The sequence below is a fragment of the Roseiarcus sp. genome, assembly GCF_052145395.1.
Classification (GTDB): Bacteria; Pseudomonadota; Alphaproteobacteria; order Rhizobiales; family Beijerinckiaceae; genus Roseiarcus.
On the sequence record NZ_JBKQOT010000293.1, the window covers coordinates 1 to 20,285 of the forward strand.

Consider the following 20,285-nt stretch of genomic DNA (forward strand, 5'->3'; position numbering starts at 1 on the left):
GGGGGGCGGGGGCGCCGATCCGCGCCGATGACGCGGTCCCTAAGCCGCCGCCTTCCGCTTCGCGACTTCGTCCCGCACCTTTGGCGCAACGACCGTTCCGAACAGCTCGATCGAGCGCAAGATCGCCTCGTGCGGCTGCTGGCCGACCTTCATCTGCATCAGATAACGGTCGTGACGGAAAACCTCATGCTGCGCGAGAATCTTGGCGGCTACGTCGTCCGGCGACCCGAGCATCAGATGTCCGCGCGGCGAGCGGCCGATGTCGAACTGCTCCCGAGAGAGGGGCGGCCAGCCGCGCTCGCGGCCCAGGCGGCGCATCACCTCGGCGTAGGGCGCGAAATAGGCGTCGACCGCGGCCTCGGCCGTGTCGGCGACAAAGCCGTGGCCGTTGATCCCGAGTTTCAGCGCGCTTTCCGGAACGCCGGCGCGACGCGCCTGCTCGCGATAGAGCGCGGCAAGCGGCGCGAAGCGCGCAGGCTCGCCGCCGATGATGGCGATGGCGAGCGGCAGGCCCAGCGCGCCTGCTCGCGCCACCGACTGCGGCGTGCCGCCGGACGCGATCCAGACGGGCAGGGGGTTTTGCAGCGCGCGGGGATAGACGCCCTGGCCGTCGAGGGGCGGGCGGCGCCCGCCGCGCCAGTTGGGCCGGGCGTCCTTTCGGATCGCAAGCAAAAGCTCGAGATTTTCCGAAAACAGCTTTTCGTAGTCCTCGAGATCGTAGCCGAACAGCGGGAAGGATTCGATGAACGCTCCGCGCCCGGCCATGATCTCCGCCCGGCCGCCGGAAACGCAGTCGAGCGTGGCGAACTGCTGATAGACGCGCACCGGATCGTCGGACGACAGCACCGTCACCGCGCTCGTGAGGCGGATGCGCTTCGTCCGCGCCGCCCCCGCCGCGAGCGCCACGGCCGGCGCCGAGATTGCGTAGTCCGGCCGATGGTGCTCGCCGAGGCCGAACACGTCGAGCCCGACACGGTCGGCGAGCTCGATCTCATCCAAGAGCTCGGCGAAGGTCTTGTCGAGATCGACCGGCTCGCCGGTCTTCGGGTCGAGCCGGGTTTCGACGAAGGTGTAGACGCCGAGCTCCATGGGAGGCCTCGCAAGGAAAAAGCGCGGCCGATTTCCCGCGCAGGGGGCCCCGATGATAGCATGCGGGCTCGTAAGCGAAGGCGCGCTATGAGCAACACACCGATCAGCCGATTCGAACCGCCGAGGCTCGAGGATCTTCCCAAGGACATCGCCGAGCGGATCTCTGCCGTGCAGGAAAAGTCGGGCTTCGTGCCCAACGTCTTTCTCGCGCTGGCGCGCCGCCCCGACGAGTTCCGCGCCTTCTTCGCCTATCATGACGCGCTGATGGAGAAGCCGGGCGGCCTCAGCAAGGCCGAGCGCGAGATGATCGTGGTTGCGACCTCCGGCCTCAACGCCTGCCAGTACTGCGTCGTCGCGCACGGCGCGATTTTGCGGATACGGGCGAAGAACCCGCTGATCGCCGATCAGGTCGCGGTCAACTACCGCAAGGCCGACCTCACGCCGCGCCAAAGGGCGATGCTCGATTTCGCCGTGAAAGTGGCGGCGCGCTCGCACGAGGTCGACGATTCTGACTACGGGGCGCTGAAGGACCACGGGTTCACCGACGACGAGGCCTGGGACATTGCGGCGATCGCCGCGTTTTTCGCGATGTCGAATCGGCTTGCGAACGCCTTCTCGATCCGCCCCAACGACGAGTTCTACGCGATGGGCCGCGAGCAGCGCCGCTGACGCGAATTCTCCAGACCTCCGCCATCCCTGGGTCATCCGAAGGCCTTCGTGGGAACATTCGCAGGCGTTTGACGTTGGGGCCCATCGCCTGAAAAGGGCGGAGCGTGAGCCTGGCGTCGCCCGGGCCGTGGATAACCGGGTCGAAATCTCATGAGCTTCCTGAACGGTCCGCCGGCCGGCGGATACCGGCGCGCGCTGGCGTTCCTGTCTCTCGCCGGGCTCGTCGCCTGCCTCGCTGCCGCGGTCGTGCGGAACGACGCGCCCCTGCCGGTCTTTCATATCGACGCCGGCGGCGAGCCTGCGGCGACGGCCGAACACTACGTGCTGCCGATCACGGCGCCGCTCGATCAGGGCGACACGGATCTCTGCTGGGTGTTCGCGACGCTGAGCATGCTCGAGACGAACTACATGGAGCGCCATCCCGGCGCGCACGTCGAGTTCTCGCGCGCCGCGCTGCAGGTCGATTCAGTCGCCGACCGCTTCCGCCGGCTGATCCGCGGCGAGCCCGGACCCGATGAGCCGAGCAAAGGCGGGCTGGCGGTCGAGGCGATCGAACTCATCCGCGAGAACGGATTGCTCGACAAGGACGATTTCCACGACGTGGTGAACGTCGACCCGGTGTTCGCGTCGCTCAAGGAAACCCTCGCCAAAGAGGTCGAGCCGCTCCGGAAGGAACGGGCGCTCGCCGACGCGCTCGCGGCGGCGCTCGGCGCCAAGCCGAAAACGACTCATCTCGAGGGCAAGCCGGTGAGCCCGGCCGCTTTGGCGCGCGCCGCGCTCGACGGCAAGGCGTGGACGGAGTTCGACCTGTCCCGCGACGGCGCTGAAGGGTGGGGACCGTCCCACGACCCGGACGCGCGGCCGGAGACGCGCGTCGATTACGTGACGCTCGACAGGCTGATCGACCTCATTCACAAGTCCCTCAGGCGCGGCGAGGCTGTGGTGGTCGGCACGGACGATCACGCCATGCTGGTCTACGGCGCCGACTACGACCGAGACGGGAGGCCGATCGCCTATCTGGTCAAGGACAGCATGGCGCCGTATCTCTACCGCGAGGACGCAGAGGCGCTGCACCAGGAGCTCAATGACGTGACCGTCGCCGTTGACGGCTCTTCCCCAGGCGTCGCGGAAGATCGGCCCGCCGCCGGCCCCGCCGCCGCAAGCCGGAAGGACCCGTAGGTCCGACTGCCTTTTGACCGAGCTCCCGGCGCCGGGGCGTCCGTATTTTTGGAGGAGAGAGCCGAACCGATGCGCAGCATCGCGACGATCGCGCTGATTGCGGCTGCCGCGACTGCGCATGCCGACGAATCCGTCCGGACGGGCGCCGCGGCCTACGGCGACTGGCGCTCGGACGCGCCGGGCGTGCGCCGGCTGATTACGCCGGCCGATCTTCCGCAGCCCTACGCGACGCCCACGGTCGCCAATCCGTCGTCCCTCGTTTCGCGCCCGCCCGGCGCGCTGCCGAAAGCGCCGCCGGGCTTTACCGTCGACCTCATCGCGTCCGGGCTTTCCGAGCCCCGCGTCATCCGCACCGCCCCGAACGGCGACCTGTTCGTCGCGGAGAGCGGCGCCGGGCGCGTTCTGGCGTTCCGCGCCGACGGGACGAGTCCCGCCCCGGCGAAGCCGCGCGTCTTCGCTGAAAACCTGCCGCAGGTCTTCGGGATCGCGTTCTATCCTCCGGGCCCCGATCCCCGCTGGATCTATGTCGCGACGCCTGGATCGGTGCTGCGCTTTCCTTATCGAAGTGGCGATCTTGCGGCCTCCGGTCCCCCCGAAACGGTCGTCCCGGATCTGCCGAGAGGCGGGGCGCACTGGACCCGGGACCTCGCCTTCGCGCCGGACGGCCAAACCATGTTCGTCTCCGTCGGCTCGGCGACCAACGACGCGGACGGCCTGAAGGCGATTGCCGCGCGTTTCATGGGGATGGACCAGGAGCGCGACCGCGCCGACGTGCTCGCTTTCGACCCTGATGGCCGGCGCAAGCGGACCTACGCGACGGGCTTACGCAACTGCTCGGGGCTGACCGTCGAGCCGGCGAGCGGCGCCTTGTGGTGCGTCGTCAACGAGCACGGACTCGGCGACGACCTTCCGCCCGACTATGCGACCCGTGTCGCGGAGGGCGGCTTTTACGGTTGGCCATGGTTCTACATCGGCGCGCACGAGGACCCGAGCCACAAGGGCGAGCGGCCCGATCTCGCCGGAAAAGTTCGCGTTCCCGACGCGCTGTTCCAGCCGCATTCGGCCCCGCTCGGGATCACGTTCTACGAGGGAGGACAGTTCCCCGCCGAATACCGGGGCGACGCGTTCGTCGCCTTCCACGGCTCGTGGAACCGGGCGAAGCGCACCGGCTACAAGGTCGTCCGGCTTCTCATGACGGACGGCCGCCCGACAGGGGTCTATGAGGATTTTCTTGTCGGCTTCGTGGCCGGCGACGCCGGTGTCTGGGGCCGCCCGGTCGACGTCGCCGTCACACGCGACGGCGCCCTCCTCGTCACCGACGACGAAGGGGGCGCGATCTGGCGGGTGACCTTTCACAGCTAGAGCACATCGTCTTTCGACTCGAAGGATTTCTCTGTCGAACAGGGCGTCCGATTCGTAGGGTGCGGCGCGATTGGCGTCGCCGCCACGCCGGATAGAGACATCCAGGAAAATTTTTTCCAAATGAGGGAACATTTTTTCGGAACGGGGGACTTACGGCGCAAAGAAGCTGCGCCTAACTGCCCCTAAAAGGGAGCAAGTCGATGAGCTAGCGGTGAGGAGGATAGAATGATTAGAATCGCTTTAGCAGTCGTGGCTGCGGTTGGCCTGACCTTCGCGGCCGACGCCCAGGTTGGTCCCCTCTGTCAGACCCCCGATGGCGCTCTGGTTGTCTGTTACTCCGGGCACGGTGGCGGCTCGCAGGTTGGTCCGCTCTGTCAGACTCCCGATGGCGCTCTGGCTGTCTGTTACTCCGGGCACGGTGGCGGCTCGCAGGTTGGTCCGCTCTGTCAGACCCCCGATGGCGCTCTGGTTGTCTGTCACTCCGGGTGAGGTTGACCCCGACAGATCTTGATTAAGCGGGCCATGCTTCGATGAAGTAGGAGCCCACTCGGGTCCGGGCCCATTGACGGCCGTCCGGCCGGACGCATAGCTGACGCTTTCGATCTCGCCCGCGGTTCCCGCCGCCAAGAATTGAGGCGAGCTTGATGGGTCGCTAGGCGCCGTCCGCGTATGCCCGTTTGACGTCGACTCCGGTCGTCCGCTGCGCAGAGAGCAGGCCGCGTGAAATGCGCGCGCCGGGTCCGCGAACAACGGCGGCAAAGACAGCGGATTTTGTAAAACGGGCCTCTTTCGCCGCGCCTTCCGCGGCGCTTGCAAGTTCACAGAGCCGGAAATCGCGTCGGAGGTGGAACAGCGGTAGAACACCTCGCAAAAGCGGATTTTGACAACGCGGCCGCCTTCGATTCGCATACGCGGACCCATCGGCCTTGTCCAAACGAGTCCGCCGCTCTCTAGCCGCGCCAGTCAATGTGTGGGGACGGGATCGGGGCAGGCGCGTTGACCGGCATGGCGCAGGCGCCGGGCGCGAGGCACGCCAAGATCACAAGAGCAATCCTCCCCATTGAGTGATCCTCCGGCCAAGGTTGGAGTGCGGCTGTTGGTCGCCGTGTCTGGATTTTCACAAGCCACATAGCTTTTCACGCCCGCAACGCATGGGATCGCAAAACCTATCGCATGGCGGCTCAGGCGGCCCAACAAAGGCTGGAGCCGACGGCTGAGTTTTGTCCGTCTTGCGTCCCTGCCGTTGTTCGTGGCGACGCAAGAGCGCGAAAGCGGCGGGCTGCGTTCGGTAATGCGGCTTTTGTCGGACGCGGCGCAGGGAGAGATCGCGGAAGAAGCGCAGGAGCGCGCCAAGACTTATCAAAGTCGTTCAGCAGAGGAATTCCGTGTGGCGCAGCCGGCCTGGACCTAACACATAAGTATGCCCTTTCGATCCATTTGTCGGTCTTTTAGGTTGGCGTGCGGACGCCACCTTATTTGCGAACAGAAGTTCGAATACTCTTTTGAAAGGCAACCGTCATGCGAACATCAAAGTCTAAGATCGCCGGCTTGTCCCTTGCAGCTGTCGCGATGATCGCTGCTCTCGCAACGTCCGACGCGCTCGCGCGAGGCGGAGGCGGGGGCGGCGGTGGCCATGGGGGTGGCGGCGGCGGTCACTTCGGCGGTGATTTCGGGGGCGCGAGGACGTTCGGCGGGGGATTCGATGGTGGCGGCTTTGGTCATTTCGGCGGTGATTTCGGAGGCGCAAGGATGTCTCTTGGCGGGGCAGCCGGCTTGGGCGCCATTCACACAGGGGGCGCCTTTCATTCAGGCAGCCGAATGTACGGCGCCATTAGCGGGCATCACCGCGACTACAGCCATAACCGCTACTACGGCAACTCCGGTTATTGCGGGGTCAACCCGTATACTCAGTGGAATTCGACGAACCCGCCATACCCGTGGCCATATAACTGCTAACCGTGCCCCGTCGTCCCGGGATCGGCCATGCCGACGAGGTCGAAGCTCAGCGCGCGCAGACGCTTGCGCGCGGTCGCGTCGTAGGCCTGCGCTTCGGCGCGGGCCTCGCGCTGGCCGCTGAAATAGAGGCCGCTCTTGCCATCGAGCGCAGGCGAGGCGACGAGCTTGAGGATCGCCTCGCCGCCTTCTTCCACCGTGCTCATGGGCCGCACGCCGCTCAAGCGGACCATGGTCGTGTTCATATAGGTCGCCGGATGCAGCGCGTTGACCGTCACGTTGCGGCCCTTCAGCTCCTCCGCAAGGTCGATGGTGAACAGGATCTGCGCGAGCTTGCTCTGGCAGTAGGCGCTGACGCCGCTCACGCCGCGGGCCAGCATCACGTTGGAGACGTCGATCGCCTGCTGGCCCGCGGAGGCGACGTTGACGATCCGCGACGGGGCGCGCTTCATGAGATCGGGCAAGAGGAGCCGCGTCAGCAGGAAGCCGGCGAGATAGTTGACCGCGAAGTGCAGTTCGAATCCGTCGGCGCTGACGGAGCGCGCGTTTCCGGCGGTGCCGATCCCGGCGTTGTTGACGAGGACGTCGAGGGTATCGGTTTCGCGCCGCACGGCCTCGGCGAGCCGGCGAACCTCGGCGAGCGAGGCGAGGTCGGCCTTAAGGAACGTCGCCGCGCCGGCGGCTTTCGCGATGCGAGTAACGACTGCTTCTCCGCGCGTCCGGTCGCGGCCATGGACCAGCACACGCGCGCCTTGGGCGCCGAGCCGCTCGGCGACCCAGCGCCCGACGCCGTCGGTCGAGCCGGTGAAGAGGATGGTCTTGCCATTGACGTCAGCCTTCGAGACCCGATTCGTCGTCGACTCCGCCATTGGTCGCCTCCTGACATTTGCATCTGGCAGATCGCGAGCGCGATCGACATTTCAAGGCTGCCCGGCGGGTCGGTCACCCGCTTGAGCGGCCCGGCCTTCGGTGATGACGGCTTCGCCATTCATTATCGCGAACGATCAGAGGGGCGGAGGTTGCCCTCAGCGCCGTGAGCCTCTATCTGTCGACGGCAGTTCATTCTTGGCCGATCCAGCGATTGGTGGAAGACATTGCAGACGAAGAGCTTGCTATCCGTCGTTGCGATTGGCTTGTGCTTCAGCCTGACGCCGGCGTCCGCGCAGGTCCCGATGTCGGGCACATTGGTCGCCAAGCAGGGTTGCCCCGCCTATCAGTCGATTCGTCGTCAGACAAATCCGGGCGGCGTAACAATCGAGCCGGGCCGCTCGTACCCAATTACTGGAAAGAACAAAGCCGACGCGACCTACTATCAGATCACGGTCGATGGCGCATCGCCCGCGCAGCGTTGGGTTGAAGTCGCTTGCGGCGACGTCAACGGCGCCGAAGTCACGCCGTCCGCCAATGCGCACGCTGGCGCCGTGCGCGCGACGCATGTGCTTGCTCTCGGCTGGGAGCCGGCCTTTTGCCTTGAGCACGCCGACAAGACCGAATGCGCTAACGAAACCGGACAGAGCTTCGATGCGACCCATCTGAGCCTCCACGGACTCTGGCCGCAGCCGCGCGGCAAGGCCTACTGCACGAATGTCGGCCAAGAATTTGCCGCGGCGGACAAGCGCCACGATTGGAGCAGCCTGCCAGAACCGGATCTGAGCGACGCGACGAAAAAGCGCCTTTCGGCGGTCATGCCGGGAACTCAGTCTGGGCTCGAGCGGCACGAATGGATAGAGCACGGAACCTGCTTCGGCGCCACGGCCGACTCCTATTTCAATCGCGCCGCGGAACTCGTCGAGCAGATCAATGCTTCCGGAGTGCGGGAGCTGTTCGCCCAGAACGTCGGCAAGTCTCTTTCGTCCGACGCGATTCAAGCCGCATTCGACCAGTCGTTCGGCGCGGGCGCCGGCGCGCGCGTGACCGTGAGTTGCCAAGGTCACGGTTCGCAGCGGACGATTGGCGAACTCATGATTTCGCTGGCCGGCAATGTGGCCGGTTCGGCGCCAATCGGCGATCTCATTCTTGCGGCTCAGCCCTCGCAGACGGGGTGCCCGGCTGGGCTGGTGGTTCGGCCTTCACGCTGAACAATACGGGCGCGATAGGTCCTAACCCGCGCGCACGATCTCGACGTGGTTCGGATAGAACGCGAGATGCGCGGCGATTTCGCCGACGCTTCCCTTCGGATGCTCGTAGGTCCACACGGCGTTGTCGTCCCGGGCGTCGTCGTCGCGGATCGCATAGTAGTTCGCCTCGCCCTTGTAGGGGCAGGTCGTGACGCGGTCGGTGCGGTCGAGGAATCGCATGTCGACATCCTCGCGCGGAATGTAGGCGACGGGCTTGTAGCCCGCCTCGGCGAGTTCGAGCGCCCGCGTCGTCTCGCCGATCGTCCGCCCGCGCCAGACGACGCGCACGCGCCCGGCGATCGGCTCGATGGTGATGGGATGGTCCTTCGTGCCGGCCTGGGTCATGCGCTCCTCCTCAAGCCCCTCGCCCCGCAGAGCGGGGAGAAGGGCTCACGCATGCCCCGCCACCGCCTTGGGCTGATAAGGCTCCTCGAGTGTGGCGATCGTGGGAGCGTCGAGCTTGAGCTCGGTCGCCGCGACCGCGTCGGCGAGGTGATGCGGCTTCGAGGCGCCGACGATCGGCGCGGTCACGAAGGGCTTCGATAGCACCCAGGCGAGCGCGACGACGGCGGGCTTTGTTCCGAGCTCTTTCGCGACAGCGTTCACCCGCTCGCGGATCGCTTCGTCCTGGGGCGAGCCGAGGCCGAGCGTCGCGCTGAACGGGTCGGTCCGGCCGCGCACCGTCGAAGCCCCGGAGCCGACGCCGGAGCCGGCGAGATAGCCGCGCGCCATCGGCGACCACGGGATGACGGCGATGTTCTCGAACTGGCAGAATTTCATCATCTCGCGCTCTTCCTCGCGATAGACGAGGTTGTAATAGTTCTGCATCGAGGCGAATTCGGCGTGGCCCCGGGCGCGGGCGATGCCGATCATGCGGGCGAATTGCCAGGCGTACATCGACGAGGCGCCGATATAGAGCGCCTTTCCGGCGCGCACGACGTCGTTGAGCGCCTCGAGGGTCTCCTCCATCGGCGTCAGCGGGTCGAAGCGATGGATCTGGTAGAGGTCGACGTAGTCCGTCCCGAGCCGCCTCAGCGAGGCGTCGATCCCTTCGAGAATGTGCTTGCGCGACAGGCCCTTGGCGTTGGCGCCGGGGCCCATCGCCCCATGGACCTTCGTGGCGATCACGACCTCGGGACGCTTGGCGTACTCTTTCAGCGCCCGGCCGACAATTTCCTCGCTCGCCCCCTGCGAATAGACGTCTGCGGTGTCGAAGAAGTTGATCCCCTTCTCCAGCGCCTCGCGGATCAACGGGCGCGACGCCTCCTCTTCCAGCACCCACTCGCGCCACTTGGCCGAGCCGTAGGTCATGCAGCCGAGGCACAGCCTCGACACCTGCAGGCCCGTCTTGCCGAACTTCACCGTTTCCATGATGAGCCTCCTTATCGATTGGTTGCGCCAATCATAGGACCTTTCGTAGGGTCGGGCCAAAGCCGGCGACGGCGGCGAGGGTCAAACGATCGTGAAAGCAAGACGCGGCTGGGACTTCTGGATCGATCGTGGCGGCACGTTCACCGACGTCATCGGCCGCGATCCGGCCGGCCGGCTGCACGCCCGAAAGTTCCTCTCGGAGAGCGCGCTTTATGACGACGCCGCGGTCGAGGCGATCCGGCGCCTCCTCGGGCTCGCCGCGGGCGAAGCGATTCCGGAAGGCGCGATCGGCGTGGTCAAGATGGGCACGACGGTGGCGACCAACGCGCTCCTGGAGCGGCGGGGCGAGCGCACGCTGCTCGTGACCACGCGTGGCTTCCGCGACGCGCTCGAGATCGGCTACCAGGCGCGCCCGAAAATCTTCGCCAAGAACATCGTCAAGCCGGAGCAGCTTTATTCCGCGGTGATCGAGATCGACGAGCGCGTGCGGGCCGACGGAACGGTCGAGGCCGCCCCCGATCCGCAAGCCGTGCGCGCGGCGCTCGCCGAGGCGCGCGCGCAAAAATTCGACGCGGTCGCGGTCGTGTTCATGCACGCCTACCGCTATCCCGAACACGAGCGCATGGTCGGCGCCGTCGCCCGCGAGCTCGGCTTTGCGCAAGTGTCGGAAAGCCACGCATGCTCGGCGCTCATCAAGCGCGTTGGGCGCGGCGACACGACGGTTGTCGACGCCTATCTGTCGCCGATCCTCGCCCGCTACGTTCAACGCGTCTCGCGCGCGCTCGACATCGAGCGCACCGGCGCGCAGGTGATGTTCATGATGTCGTCGGGAGGGCTCACATCGGCAGGCCTCTTCGCCGGCAAGGACGCGATCCTCTCGGGCCCCGCGGGCGGCGTGGTGGCGATGGCGCGCACGGCCGCGAGCGCCGGCTTTTCCCGCGTCATCGGCTTCGACATGGGCGGCACCTCGACCGATGTCGCCCATTTCGATGGGCGTTTCGAGCGCGCCTTCGAAACGGAGGTCGCCGGCGTGCGCATGCGCGCGCCGATGATGAAGATCCACACCGTCGCCGCGGGCGGCGGCTCGATCCTCTTTTTCGACGGCGCGCGCTATCGCGTCGGCCCCGATTCCGCCGGCGCCGTTCCGGGCCCCGCAGCTTACGGCCATGGCGGTCCGCTCGCCGTCACCGACGCCAATCTTATGACCGGCAAGCTCATCCCCGACCTCTTTCCAAAAGTGTTCGGGCCACATGGCGACGCGCAGCTCGATGCCGATGTGGTTCGCGCGAAGTTCGAGGCGCTCGCGGAGAAAATCGGCGACGGCCGCGCGCCCGAGGCCGTCGCCGACGGCTTCCTCGCCATCGCCGTCGCCAAGATGGCGGAGGCGATCAAGACGATCTCGGTGGCGCGCGGCTACGACGTGACGCGCTATGCCTTGAACTGCTTCGGCGGCGCCGGGGGGCAGCACGCCTGCGACGTCGCCGACGCACTCTCGATCTCGACCGTGCTGATCCATCCGCTGTCGTCGCTGCTGTCGGCCTACGGCATGGGACTCGCCGACATCGCGGCGCAGCGCGCACAAGGGGTTGACGAACCGCTCGACGCCCTCGCGCTCGAACGCGTCGGTCTCATCGCCGACGCGCTCGCCGACAGCGCGGTCGCGGAGGTCCAGCGGCAGGGGGTCGCGCGGCGCGACGTCAAGGTCCATCGGCGGGCGCAACTGCGCTACGCCGGGTCCGACACGACGATCGAGATCGCGCTCGGCTGGGGCGCCGCCATGCGGCGCGCCTTCGAGAAGGCGCACAAGAGCCGGTTCGGCTTCATCGACAGGACGAAGGCAGTTGTGATCGAAGCGGTGTCGGCGGAGGCGGTCGGCGGCGCGGCGCGCTTTGCCGAGCGGGCGCGCCCGATCGCGGCGGAGGGCGCGCCGGCGCCCGCGCGCCGGACGCGCTTTTTCGCAAAGGGCGCGTGGCGCGAGGCCGGCGTGTTCCTGCGCGAGGCTCTGCCGATCGGGGCGTCCGTCGCCGGCCCCGCGCTCGTCATCGAGCCGCATCAGACCATCGTCGTCGAAGAGGGCTGGCGGGCGGAGGTCACGCCGAAGAACCATGTCGTCCTGACCCGCGTCGAACCTTTGCCCAAGCGCGAAGCGATCGGCTCCAAGGCCGATCCGGTCATGCTCGAGATCTTCAACAACCTATTCATGTCGATCGCCGAGCAGATGGGCGTGACGCTGCAGAACACCGCCTATTCGGTCAACATCAAGGAGCGGCTCGACTTCTCCTGCGCGGTGTTCGACCGGCAGGGGAGCCTCGTCGCGAACGCGCCGCACATGCCCGTGCATCTTGGCTCGATGGACCGCTCGGTCGAGACGATCATCAAGGAGAATCTTGGGCGCATCCGCGCCGGCGACGCGTTCGCGCTGAACGCGCCCTACAACGGCGGCACGCATCTGCCCGACATCACCGTCTGCACGCCGGTCTTCGACGAAGGGGGCGAGACAATCCTCTTCTGGGTCGCCTCGCGCGGCCACCACGCCGACATCGGCGGAGTCGCGCCGGGCTCGATGTCGCCGCTCGCGACCACGATCCACGAAGAGGGAATCTACATCGACAATTTTTTGCTCGTCGAACGCGGCCGCTTCCGCGAGCAGGACCTCGTTGCGTTGCTGACGAGCGGACCCTGGCCCGCGCGCAATCCGGTGCAGAACGTCAACGACCTCAAGGCGCAGATCGCGGCCAACGAGAAGGGCGCGCACGAGCTTCGCCGCATGGTCGAGCATTTCAGCCTCGAGACGGTCGAGGCCTACATGGGCCACGTGCAGGATAACGCCGAGGAGAGCGTGCGGCGGGTGATCGACCGCCTCGCGGACAGCGAGGCGGAATCGGTCTCCGACCAGGGCGCCGTCATCAAGGTGAGGATCACGGTCGACAAGGAGCGCCGCGAGGCGACCGTCGATTTCACCGGCACGTCGCCGCAGCAGCCGACCAACTTCAACGCGCCGGAGCCGGTCACGCGCGCCGCCGTGCTCTACGTTTTCCGCGTCATGGTCGACGACGACATCCCGATGAACGCCGGGTGCCTGAAGCCGATTCGGGTGATCTTGCCGGAAGGCTCGATGCTGTCGCCGCGTTATCCGGCCGCGGTGGTGGCGGGGAATGTGGAAGTATCGCAGGCGGTGACGGACACGCTGTTCGCCGCGCTTGGCGCGCTGGGCTCGGCGCAGGGGACGATGAACAACCTCACCTTCGGCGACGCGACCCACCAATATTACGAGACGATCTGTTCCGGCGCGCCGGCCGGCCCGGGCTTCGACGGCGCCGCCGCCGTGCACACCCACATGACCAACTCGCGCCTCACCGACCCGGAGATTCTCGAGAGCCGATTCCCCGCGGTGCTGGAGGACTTTCACATTCGCCGCGGCTCGGGCGGCAAGGGGCGATGGAAGGCGGGCGACGGCACGCTGCGCCGCATCCGCTTCCTCAAAGCCATGCAGGTCGCGGTGCTGAGCGGGCATCGCAAAGTCCCGAACCCCGGCATGATGGGCGGGAGCCCAGGCGAACTCGGCCGCAATTCCGTGCGCCGCAACGATGGCCGCGTCGAGGTCTTGCCGGGCTGCGCCCAGACGGAAGTGGTGGCGGGCGAGGCGATCGAGGTTATCACGCCGACGGGGGGAGGGTGGGGAAAGGCGTAGGAAGGGTGCGTGGAACCAAACGGAGGGAGCGCGTCTCGGGCTCCCTGGGCGGTGAGACCCGACATACGGGCGTCCGTATGGGCGCCCTATGGACCGCGTCAGCCGCGATCACCGATCGCGGCTACAGGTTTTGCGCGCCCTTCGCTCATGTCGTTTTCGGCGGCGTGGTGAAGAACCACGGATGCCCCTCCGGGTCATTGGCCCAATAGTTTCGGCCGTAATCGGCGTACTTGGGCGGATGGACAATTTTGGCGCCCGCCGCCTTGGCGGCCTCGTAATGCCGGTCGACGTCGTCGATATAGACGAACACGCCCATCGTCGCCGCGCCGACGTCCGACGGCGTTTTCAGGTCCTGGCTGGTCCCGCCCTGGCCCATCATGACGACCTGGCCCTGCAAGGACGCCTCGGCGTGCATGCCGCCGCTCGGCGTGCCGTGGCGCATCTCCTCCTTGAAGCCGAAGGCGCGGGTCAAAAAGTCGAGCGCGGCGGGAACGTCGCGGTAGAACAGGTAGGGGATGATCTGAGGCGGGCGCGGGGTCGTAGCCACGAACGAACTCCGATGCGCGTGTGGACCGGTCGATGGTCTAGCGGCCGCGCGTGGCGACTTTGTGGAGTCGGGCCTCGCCCGCCCGACGCCTCCGCCGCGCTCGCCGAAGCTTTCAGGAAGGACAACGCGTGGTCCGGTTTCTCAAAACGCTGTCGGCATTTGCGCTGATCTTCTCCGTCGCAGGGTGTGCCCCGCCTGACCCGCCTTATCCGAATAATGTGCGGATGGACACGACAGGCAATTTCGGCGCTCATTAGAGAGCCGCGGGCGCCGGCTTCATTTCTCCTTCGTCGTCCAGCTCACGTCGTAAGTCAGCGTAAAGAGGAAAAGGCTCGCGCTGTTGCCGGGCGCGTCGACGACGGACCAGGTTCCCTTGCCCGTGACGTCCTTGTACTTGCCCGTGCCGCCCAGGAGCGCGACGTCGCCGCTCTCGGGGCCTTCGTAGGTCATGTAGAGCTTGTCGCCGTCGCCGTCCGTATGGATACAGGTCCCGGTGAAGGCGTAGCCCTCGGGCCGGGCCTTCGCCTCTTCGAGGCAGCGGATCGCGAGGTTGTTGAGCAGCTTCGAGCCGTCGCGGGTCTTCACGATGCCGGTGCATTCGGCGGACGAGTTCGAGCCGACCGGCCCCATGTCGACGATGGTAAGCGAGCGGCACACCGAATAGGCGGCGAGCTTCGCCGCGCCGGTCTTCGGGAAAGGCTCATCGGCGAGGGTGGCGGTACTTACGGCAAGCAAAGCCGCGGGGCCGAAGACATGGCTCGAAAATCGCAAGGACGCCTCCTCAAGCAGCGCGATCAGATGGATTGCGAGACCGGCCGTCCGTTCATTTCAACTGCGGGGGCGTTCGGCCGCGGAAAGCCGATCCTCAAGTTGCGCGATCCGCTCATCCATTTGCGTTTCGAAATGTGTCAGCCTTCCCAGCAATTCGGCCTTCACCATCAGTTCGATTTCTGCACGCGTGTCAGAGATGCGTCGCTCGACGTCGCCGAAGCGCCGCTCGATCTCGTCAAACCGCCGGTCGTGACGGCGCAGGAGATCGACGACCTGAAGCAGCATCGTTCGATGCTGGTTCGTGTCGGCACGGATCTCTCTCAGGATCGTCAGCATCAGACTGTTGTCGGCTTCCGCCATACTGTTACCCTCAGCGGGTTCCCATCACTACCTTCAAACGCTCCGCCTTTTTGCGTCTCCCGTCAAGGTTCGGGTGAATCCGGCCAAGGTCAGCCTTTCCCCCTCTCCGGCAGCCTCGCCAGCGCTTCCGCCAGCGCCCTCCTCAGCCCGTGCATCTGGTCGATCAGATGCAGGATCAGGTCGAGCCCCTCGTCGTTGACTCCCATATTGTGCTTGAGGTCGTGGATGAGGTTGGCGCGGGCGAGGTCCATCTCGGTAAACGCCCGCTCGGGCGTCGTGCAGTCCGGGCAGATCCAGGACTCGCGGATCCAAACCTCGAGCGTCGTCCGGTCGAGATGGGCGCGCTGCAAAAACTCCCCCTCGTCGATCATGGCTCACATCTCCTTGCGGGGATCGTACCCCGCCGGCGGCGTCCAGCCGGCGAGGAAGTTTTCGAACTCGGCGTCCGGCTCCTTCGGCATGACGATCTTGAGTTTTACCAGTTCGTCGCCTGCGCCGCGCCGCGTCTTCACGCCCTTGCCCTTGAGGCGAAGGGTATCGCCGGTGCTCGAGCGCTTGGGAATCCTGAGCATGACGCCGCCCGTCGTGGTCGGCGCGCGGACTTCTCCGCCGAGCGCCGCCTCCTTCACCGTGATCGGCAATTCGAGAAGAATGTCATCGCCCTCGCGGGTGAAGAATCGGTGCGGCTCGACCACGATCTGCACCAGCGCGTCGCCGGGCGGGCCTTCGCCGGGCGCTGGCGCGCCCTTGCCGCGCAGGCGCAGCACCTGCCCGTCCTCGACGCCGGTGGGAATCGTCACGTCCATCGTTCCGCCCTGGGGTAGGGTGATCGTCTTCACCGCACCGTTGACGGCGTCGAGAAAAGGGACGTGAAGCTCGTAATGCAGGTCCGCGCCCGGCGCGCGCCTTGCCTGCTCCCTCGCCTGCTCGCGGCTGCGGCGCAGGAGCTCGGCGAAGATGGCGGTGCCCTCGGCGAAGTCGGCGTAGCCTTCAGCGCTGGCGTAAGGGTGTCCCGCGCCGCTGGCGTACTCGCGATAATAGCGGCCCTGCGGCGGCGCTTTTTCCGCCCCGGACGCGTCGATCTCGCCGGCGTCGAAGCGGCGGCGCTTGTCCGGATCGGACAGGAGCTCGTTGGCGGCCGAGACCTCCTTGAACCGCTCCTCGGCGTGCTTGTCGCCCGGGTTGAGGTCCGGATGCAGCTTCTTGGCGAGTTGACGATAGGCCTTGCGGATCTCCTCGGGGGTCGCCGTCTTGGCGACGCCGAGGACCTCGTAGGGGTCTTTCATGCGGGCGTCCGGAATAAGCGGGATCGGGGAGGCTTAGCAGGAACGCGACGCGGCCTCCAGACTTGTCCTGCGCTTGCGGTTCGGGAATAGTGCGCCCGCCTTAGGGGGTGCCCCCTTCGCTGCGAAAGGCCGGCCGGTCGCCGGCAGAAGGAGCAAACCATGGGACTGATCAGTTTCATCAAGAACGCTGGCGCGTCGATTTTCGGCGGCAGCGACGCAAAGGCCGCGCCGGCCGAAGAGCTCAAGAAGGAGCTCGACAAGCACGGCCTCGATCACTCGGACGTCAAGGTCGAAGTGGACGGCGACAAGGTGAAGGTGTCGGGGACGGCGAAGTCGACCGAGGAGGCCGAGAAGATCGCCATCGCGCTGGGCAACACCAAAGGCGTCAGCACGGTGCAGAACGACATCAAGCCCACTAAGACCGATCCCGATTCGAAGTACTATACCGTCAAGAGCGGCGACACGCTGTGGGCGATCTCCGAGCGGGAATACGGCAAGGGCAAGGGCGACAAGTACAACGTCATCTTCGAGGCCAACAAGCCTATGCTGACTAATCCGGACTTGATCTATCCGGGCCAGGTGCTGCGCATCCCGCCGCTGCCTTAAGGCCGAAGCGGCCGGTCCGCCTGACCGGCGTCCATGGGCGCCGGTGCGCCGATCGAAATCGACGTCCCGACTCTTGATCGGGACGCCGAGCTGTATTCCAGGCCTTTGCGGAAAGTGTCGCGGTCAATCGGAGGGGCGGCGTCTCGCCGCCCAAGGAGCGCGAGACGCGCTCCCTCCATCGGAGCGACCGGCTACGGCCTCTGAGCCGTTCGCCCGAGCGTCACCGTCCAAGCCGCGCGAGCGCGTCGATCAGCGCGGCGTTGAACCGTTGCGCGTCCTGAATCTGGGGCGCGTGGCCGGCGTCCGGGAATTCGATCAGCTCCGCTCCCGGGATGGCCGCCTTCGCCTTTTGCGCAAGTTCCGGATAATGGCCGAGCTTGGCGCGCACGTCGGGCGGCGCGACGTCCTTTCCGATCGCGGTCACGTCCTTGTCGCCAATCATCAAGAGCGTCGGGAACTTCATCAGCGGGAACTCGTAGACGACCGGCTGGGTGAAGATCATGTCGTCGATGAGGGCGAGGTTCCGCGCGACGATCTCATGGCCCGACCCGCGGACAAGCCCGGCGAGCATGTTTACCCAGCGGTCGTATTCGGGCCGCCACTGGCCTGCGTAATAGGTCGCCTGCTCGTAGGCCCGGATGCGCTCGGCCGTCGTCGCTTTCTCGCGCTCGTTCCACTGATCGACCGAGAGCCAGGGGACGCCGAGCGCCTTCCAGTCCTCGAGCCCGATCGGATTGACGAGGACGAGCGCCGAAACCTCCTTCGGGTACATGAGGGCGTAGCGCGCCGCGATCATGCCTCCGGTCGAATGCGCGACGAGCACCGGATCCGTCACGCCGAGCGAAGCGAGCAGAGCGTGGGTGTTCGCCGCGAGCTGCTGGAAGCTGTACTGATAGCGCTCGGGCTTCGTGGACTTGCAGAAGCCGATCTGGTCGGGCGCGATCACGCGGTAGCCGGCGGCGGAGAGCGCGCGGATCGTGTCCTCCCAGGTCGCCGCGCAATAATTCTTGCCGTGCAGCAGGACGGCGGTCCGCCCGTTCGCCGGGTCGGACGGGGCGACATCCATAGTGCGCATGGTCAGCGCCTCGCCCTGCGACGAGAAGGCGTAGTCGCTGACCGGCCACGGATAGTCGAACCCCTGCAGTTCCGGTCCAAAGGACGGCTCCTCGGCTCGCGCCGACGCGGCGGGGACGGCGAGCGCCGCGACGGCGAACAGTCCGGCGCGGAGCGCCTGTCCAACGCAAATCATGTCCGCTTTCCCTTTCGCTCTTCGGTCCGCGACGCTTGCAACGTATGGACGAACAATTCGCCTCGCACATGACGGCGTTGCGCAACATAATCGCGAGCCGGTCAAGGCGCCGAAACCCTCGGCGTGCCGGAACGGACAGAGGAGGGCGGCGATGGCGGCCGGTGGACTGGTTACGATCGAGAGCCGTTTCGGACCGAAGGAAACGATGGACAAGCTCGCCGCCGCGGTCGCTGCTCACGGGATGGCCGTGCTCGCCCGAATCGACCACGCCAGGGCGGCGGCGGAGGCGGGGCTCGAACTCCGGCCGACCGAGGTCCTCGTGTTCGGCAATCCCAAGGCCGGCACGCCGCTGATGCAGGACGTCCAGTCCATCGGCATCGACCTGCCGCTCAAGGCGCTCGTCTGGCAGGACGAGCGCGGAGCGACATGGCTTTCCTACAACGAGCCGCATTGGCTCGCCGTCCGTCACGAAGCCGTGAAGGGCCATGAGCCGACCCTGGCCGCAATGGCGAACGCGCTCCACGCCGTGGCGGCGGAGGCGGCGGGACGCGGCGGGGCCGCCTGAACAGCGGCCGGCGTCCGTAGCCGTTCTCGCCTAGAACCGCGCCGCGAAGGTCTGCGCAAGAGCGACGACCCGGTCTTCCGGCTGTCGCCCCACGACCATGTAGCTCCGCCCGCCGCGCGACCAGGAGACTGTCGAGAACCCATCTCGCTTGTCGGGGCGCGGCGCCGCGTCTCCCGCTCCGTCGGCGGTGATGCAGAACAGCACCGGCGCGCCTTTCTCGTCGGTATAGGCGATCTCGGCGAGGGGCTTGTCCGCGAAAGCGAAGTTGATCGCGATCTTGTAGGCGAGGCCCTGCGTCGCGACGCTTTGGGGCGTGAGGTCGAGACCGACCTTGCCGCCGACCGCCTGCAACTGCCGGGCGGCGAGGGCTTCGTCGGGGCTCGGGAACGCGAAGGTGTCGGGGGTGTAGAGGTTGGCGTATTCGATCACGGCGGCGCGCCAATCCTCCTCGCTCTCGCCCTCGACGCGCCCGAGCGTAAACCAGGCGAGAGCGCCTGCAACGAGCACGCCGACGACGAACCCGGCGGCGAGTTCCGCCCACCGGAATCGCGCGCGCGGGGCCGGCGGCGCCGGCGCGGTCTTGGGGAGGGCGGCGGCGAGCCGCTCGACCGGGGCCTCATCGAGCAGCGCGTCGAACGCGGAGGCGAGGCGGTCGCGGGACTGGCGAAGCGCTTCGAACCGGGCGCGCAGAGCCTCGTCTTCGGCGAGGCGCGCGGTCAGGCGCGCGCGCGCCTCGGGCTCGAGCTCGTTGTCGATCAGCGCAATCAGCTCCTCGTCGTCGGTCATTGGACCGGCGCCCTCCTACCTCAATTTCGCCAGCGCGGTCCGGGCGGCGTGAAGCCGGCTCATGACCGTGCCGATCGGCGCGCCGAGCGTCTCCGCCGCCTCGGCGTAGCTATAGCCCTCGGCGTAGACGAGCAGAACCGCCTCGCGCTGAGCCTCGGGCAGGCGCCCGACGGCCGTCAACACTTCAGAGGCCAAAACATTCGTCTCGATGGTCCGGGCGCCGTCGATCGACAGCGCCTCATCCGCCGCGACCAGTCCCGATCCCTCCCGAACCCGCCGCGCCCGAAGCTCATTGAACCAGATCGAGCGGAGGATCGAGAACAGCCAGCGGTCCAGGCGGGTTCCGGGCTGGTATTGGTCGGCTCGTTCGAGCGCGCGCAGGCAGGTCGCCTGGACGAGGTCGTCGGCGGTGTCGCGCGAGGCTGCGAGGACAACCGCGTAACGCCAGAGGCGCGCAAGGTGCGCCTCGAGCCCGGCTCGCACCTCGCGGCGGCTCTCCTCGCTCACGGCGCCGTCGCTCGACGAATAATGCGCGCGCTCACGTGGTCCCTCGGCTCCACCCACTCACGGGAAGGGACCCAACGATGCAAGCCTCGTCAAAATCCGACTTCAAGTCGAGCCGTCGCTCGATTCATGCATTCGCCTGCGCCGTTTTCGTGGCCGGTCTTGCCCTCGCCGCGCCGG

20 protein-coding genes are annotated in these 20,285 nt (G+C 66.9%); 7 read left to right on the forward strand and 13 right to left on the reverse strand.

Translation table 11 applies throughout. The annotated features are described in order from the left end of the window. Positions 1–39: 39 nt before the first annotated feature. Positions 40–1,089, reverse strand: a complete 1,050-nt coding sequence (locus ACLP25_RS09790; protein WP_442469009.1) for an LLM class flavin-dependent oxidoreductase — start codon at positions 1,087–1,089, stop codon at positions 40–42. Between the two features lie 87 nt (positions 1,090–1,176). Between ACLP25_RS09790 and ACLP25_RS09795 the strand changes: the two genes are divergently transcribed. The 3 genes from ACLP25_RS09795 to ACLP25_RS09805 all read left to right on the forward strand — a co-directional run bounded on the left by ACLP25_RS09795 (position 1,177) and on the right by ACLP25_RS09805 (position 4,299). Next, positions 1,177–1,758, forward strand: a complete 582-nt coding sequence (locus ACLP25_RS09795) for a peroxidase-related enzyme (protein WP_442469010.1) — start codon at positions 1,177–1,179, stop codon at positions 1,756–1,758. A gap of 150 nt (positions 1,759–1,908) precedes the next feature. Beyond that, the gene (locus tag ACLP25_RS09800; RefSeq protein WP_442469011.1) at positions 1,909–2,937 is read left to right on the forward strand and encodes a hypothetical protein; all 1,029 of its coding nucleotides are present in this window, start codon (positions 1,909–1,911) and stop codon (positions 2,935–2,937) included. Positions 2,938–3,006: 69 nt separating this feature from the next. Continuing rightward, complete coding sequence (locus ACLP25_RS09805; RefSeq protein WP_442469012.1) at positions 3,007–4,299, forward strand: PQQ-dependent sugar dehydrogenase; 1,293 nt, start codon at positions 3,007–3,009, stop codon at positions 4,297–4,299. A gap of 1,527 nt (positions 4,300–5,826) precedes the next feature. Here ACLP25_RS09805 and ACLP25_RS09810 read toward each other — a convergent pair. Both ACLP25_RS09810 and ACLP25_RS09815 read right to left on the reverse strand, forming a co-directional pair. Next, the gene (locus ACLP25_RS09810; RefSeq protein WP_442469013.1) at positions 5,827–6,105 is read right to left on the reverse strand and encodes a hypothetical protein; all 279 of its coding nucleotides are present in this window, start codon (positions 6,103–6,105) and stop codon (positions 5,827–5,829) included. Between the two features lie 146 nt (positions 6,106–6,251). Then, positions 6,252–7,121, reverse strand: a complete 870-nt coding sequence (locus ACLP25_RS09815; protein WP_442469014.1) for an SDR family NAD(P)-dependent oxidoreductase — start codon at positions 7,119–7,121, stop codon at positions 6,252–6,254. A gap of 303 nt (positions 7,122–7,424) precedes the next feature. Here ACLP25_RS09815 and ACLP25_RS09820 point away from each other — a divergent pair, with 303 nt between their 5' ends. Then, positions 7,425–8,330: a ribonuclease T2 family protein gene (locus tag ACLP25_RS09820; RefSeq protein ID WP_442469015.1), complete on the forward strand. Its 906-nt coding sequence runs from the start codon at positions 7,425–7,427 to the stop codon at positions 8,328–8,330. 21 nt (positions 8,331–8,351) lie between these two features. On the opposite strand, the gene ACLP25_RS09825 is transcribed toward ACLP25_RS09820, so the two are convergent. Continuing rightward, entirely contained in the window at positions 8,352–8,714 is a 363-nt protein-coding gene (locus ACLP25_RS09825; protein WP_442469016.1) for a DUF427 domain-containing protein, read from the reverse strand. A gap of 45 nt (positions 8,715–8,759) precedes the next feature. After that, positions 8,760–9,740 carry an aldo/keto reductase gene (locus ACLP25_RS09830; protein WP_442469017.1) on the reverse strand — a complete coding sequence of 327 codons (981 nt, stop codon included), beginning with the start codon at positions 9,738–9,740 and terminating at the stop codon, positions 8,760–8,762. 91 nt (positions 9,741–9,831) lie between these two features. On the opposite strand from ACLP25_RS09830, the gene ACLP25_RS09835 reads away from it, so the two are divergent. After that, complete coding sequence (locus ACLP25_RS09835) at positions 9,832–13,431, forward strand: hydantoinase B/oxoprolinase family protein (protein ID WP_442469018.1); 3,600 nt, start codon at positions 9,832–9,834, stop codon at positions 13,429–13,431. A gap of 145 nt (positions 13,432–13,576) precedes the next feature. Here ACLP25_RS09835 and ACLP25_RS09840 read toward each other — a convergent pair whose 3' ends face one another. The 5 genes from ACLP25_RS09840 to ACLP25_RS09860 form a co-directional block, all read right to left on the reverse strand. Beyond that, positions 13,577–13,978 (reverse strand): VOC family protein, encoded by a 402-nt coding sequence (locus tag ACLP25_RS09840; protein ID WP_442469019.1) that lies wholly within the window; start codon positions 13,976–13,978, stop codon positions 13,577–13,579. A 276-nt stretch (positions 13,979–14,254) separates the two neighbouring features. Continuing rightward, complete coding sequence (locus ACLP25_RS09845; protein ID WP_442469020.1) at positions 14,255–14,749, reverse strand: hypothetical protein; 495 nt, start codon at positions 14,747–14,749, stop codon at positions 14,255–14,257. A 57-nt stretch (positions 14,750–14,806) separates the two neighbouring features. After that, positions 14,807–15,109, reverse strand: coding sequence for a hypothetical protein (locus ACLP25_RS09850; RefSeq protein ID WP_442469021.1), 303 nt, complete (start codon positions 15,107–15,109; stop codon positions 14,807–14,809). 89 nt (positions 15,110–15,198) lie between these two features. Then, entirely contained in the window at positions 15,199–15,480 is a 282-nt protein-coding gene (locus ACLP25_RS09855; protein WP_442469022.1) for a chaperone modulator CbpM, read from the reverse strand. 3 nt (positions 15,481–15,483) lie between these two features. Continuing rightward, the gene (locus ACLP25_RS09860; RefSeq protein ID WP_442469023.1) at positions 15,484–16,395 is read right to left on the reverse strand and encodes a DnaJ C-terminal domain-containing protein; all 912 of its coding nucleotides are present in this window, start codon (positions 16,393–16,395) and stop codon (positions 15,484–15,486) included. A gap of 159 nt (positions 16,396–16,554) precedes the next feature. Here ACLP25_RS09860 and lysM point away from each other — a divergent pair, with 159 nt between their 5' ends. After that, the gene (lysM, locus tag ACLP25_RS09865) at positions 16,555–17,001 is read left to right on the forward strand and encodes a peptidoglycan-binding protein LysM (protein ID WP_442469024.1); all 447 of its coding nucleotides are present in this window, start codon (positions 16,555–16,557) and stop codon (positions 16,999–17,001) included. A 220-nt stretch (positions 17,002–17,221) separates the two neighbouring features. Here lysM and ACLP25_RS09870 read toward each other — a convergent pair whose 3' ends face one another. Further along, positions 17,222–18,250 (reverse strand): alpha/beta fold hydrolase, encoded by a 1,029-nt coding sequence (locus tag ACLP25_RS09870; RefSeq protein ID WP_442469025.1) that lies wholly within the window; start codon positions 18,248–18,250, stop codon positions 17,222–17,224. A gap of 151 nt (positions 18,251–18,401) precedes the next feature. On the opposite strand from ACLP25_RS09870, the gene ACLP25_RS09875 reads away from it, so the two are divergent. Next, the gene (locus ACLP25_RS09875) at positions 18,402–18,815 is read left to right on the forward strand and encodes a DUF302 domain-containing protein (protein ID WP_442469026.1); all 414 of its coding nucleotides are present in this window, start codon (positions 18,402–18,404) and stop codon (positions 18,813–18,815) included. Positions 18,816–18,845: 30 nt separating this feature from the next. Here the strand turns inward: ACLP25_RS09875 and ACLP25_RS09880 are convergent, their stop codons facing one another. Beyond that, on the reverse strand, positions 18,846–19,601 hold the full coding sequence (locus ACLP25_RS09880) for an anti-sigma factor family protein (RefSeq protein WP_442469027.1): 756 nt from the start codon (positions 19,599–19,601) through the stop codon (positions 18,846–18,848). Between the two features lie 15 nt (positions 19,602–19,616). Beyond that, positions 19,617–20,108, reverse strand: coding sequence for an RNA polymerase sigma factor (locus tag ACLP25_RS09885; protein ID WP_442469028.1), 492 nt, complete (start codon positions 20,106–20,108; stop codon positions 19,617–19,619). Positions 20,109–20,285: the final 177 nt, after the last annotated feature.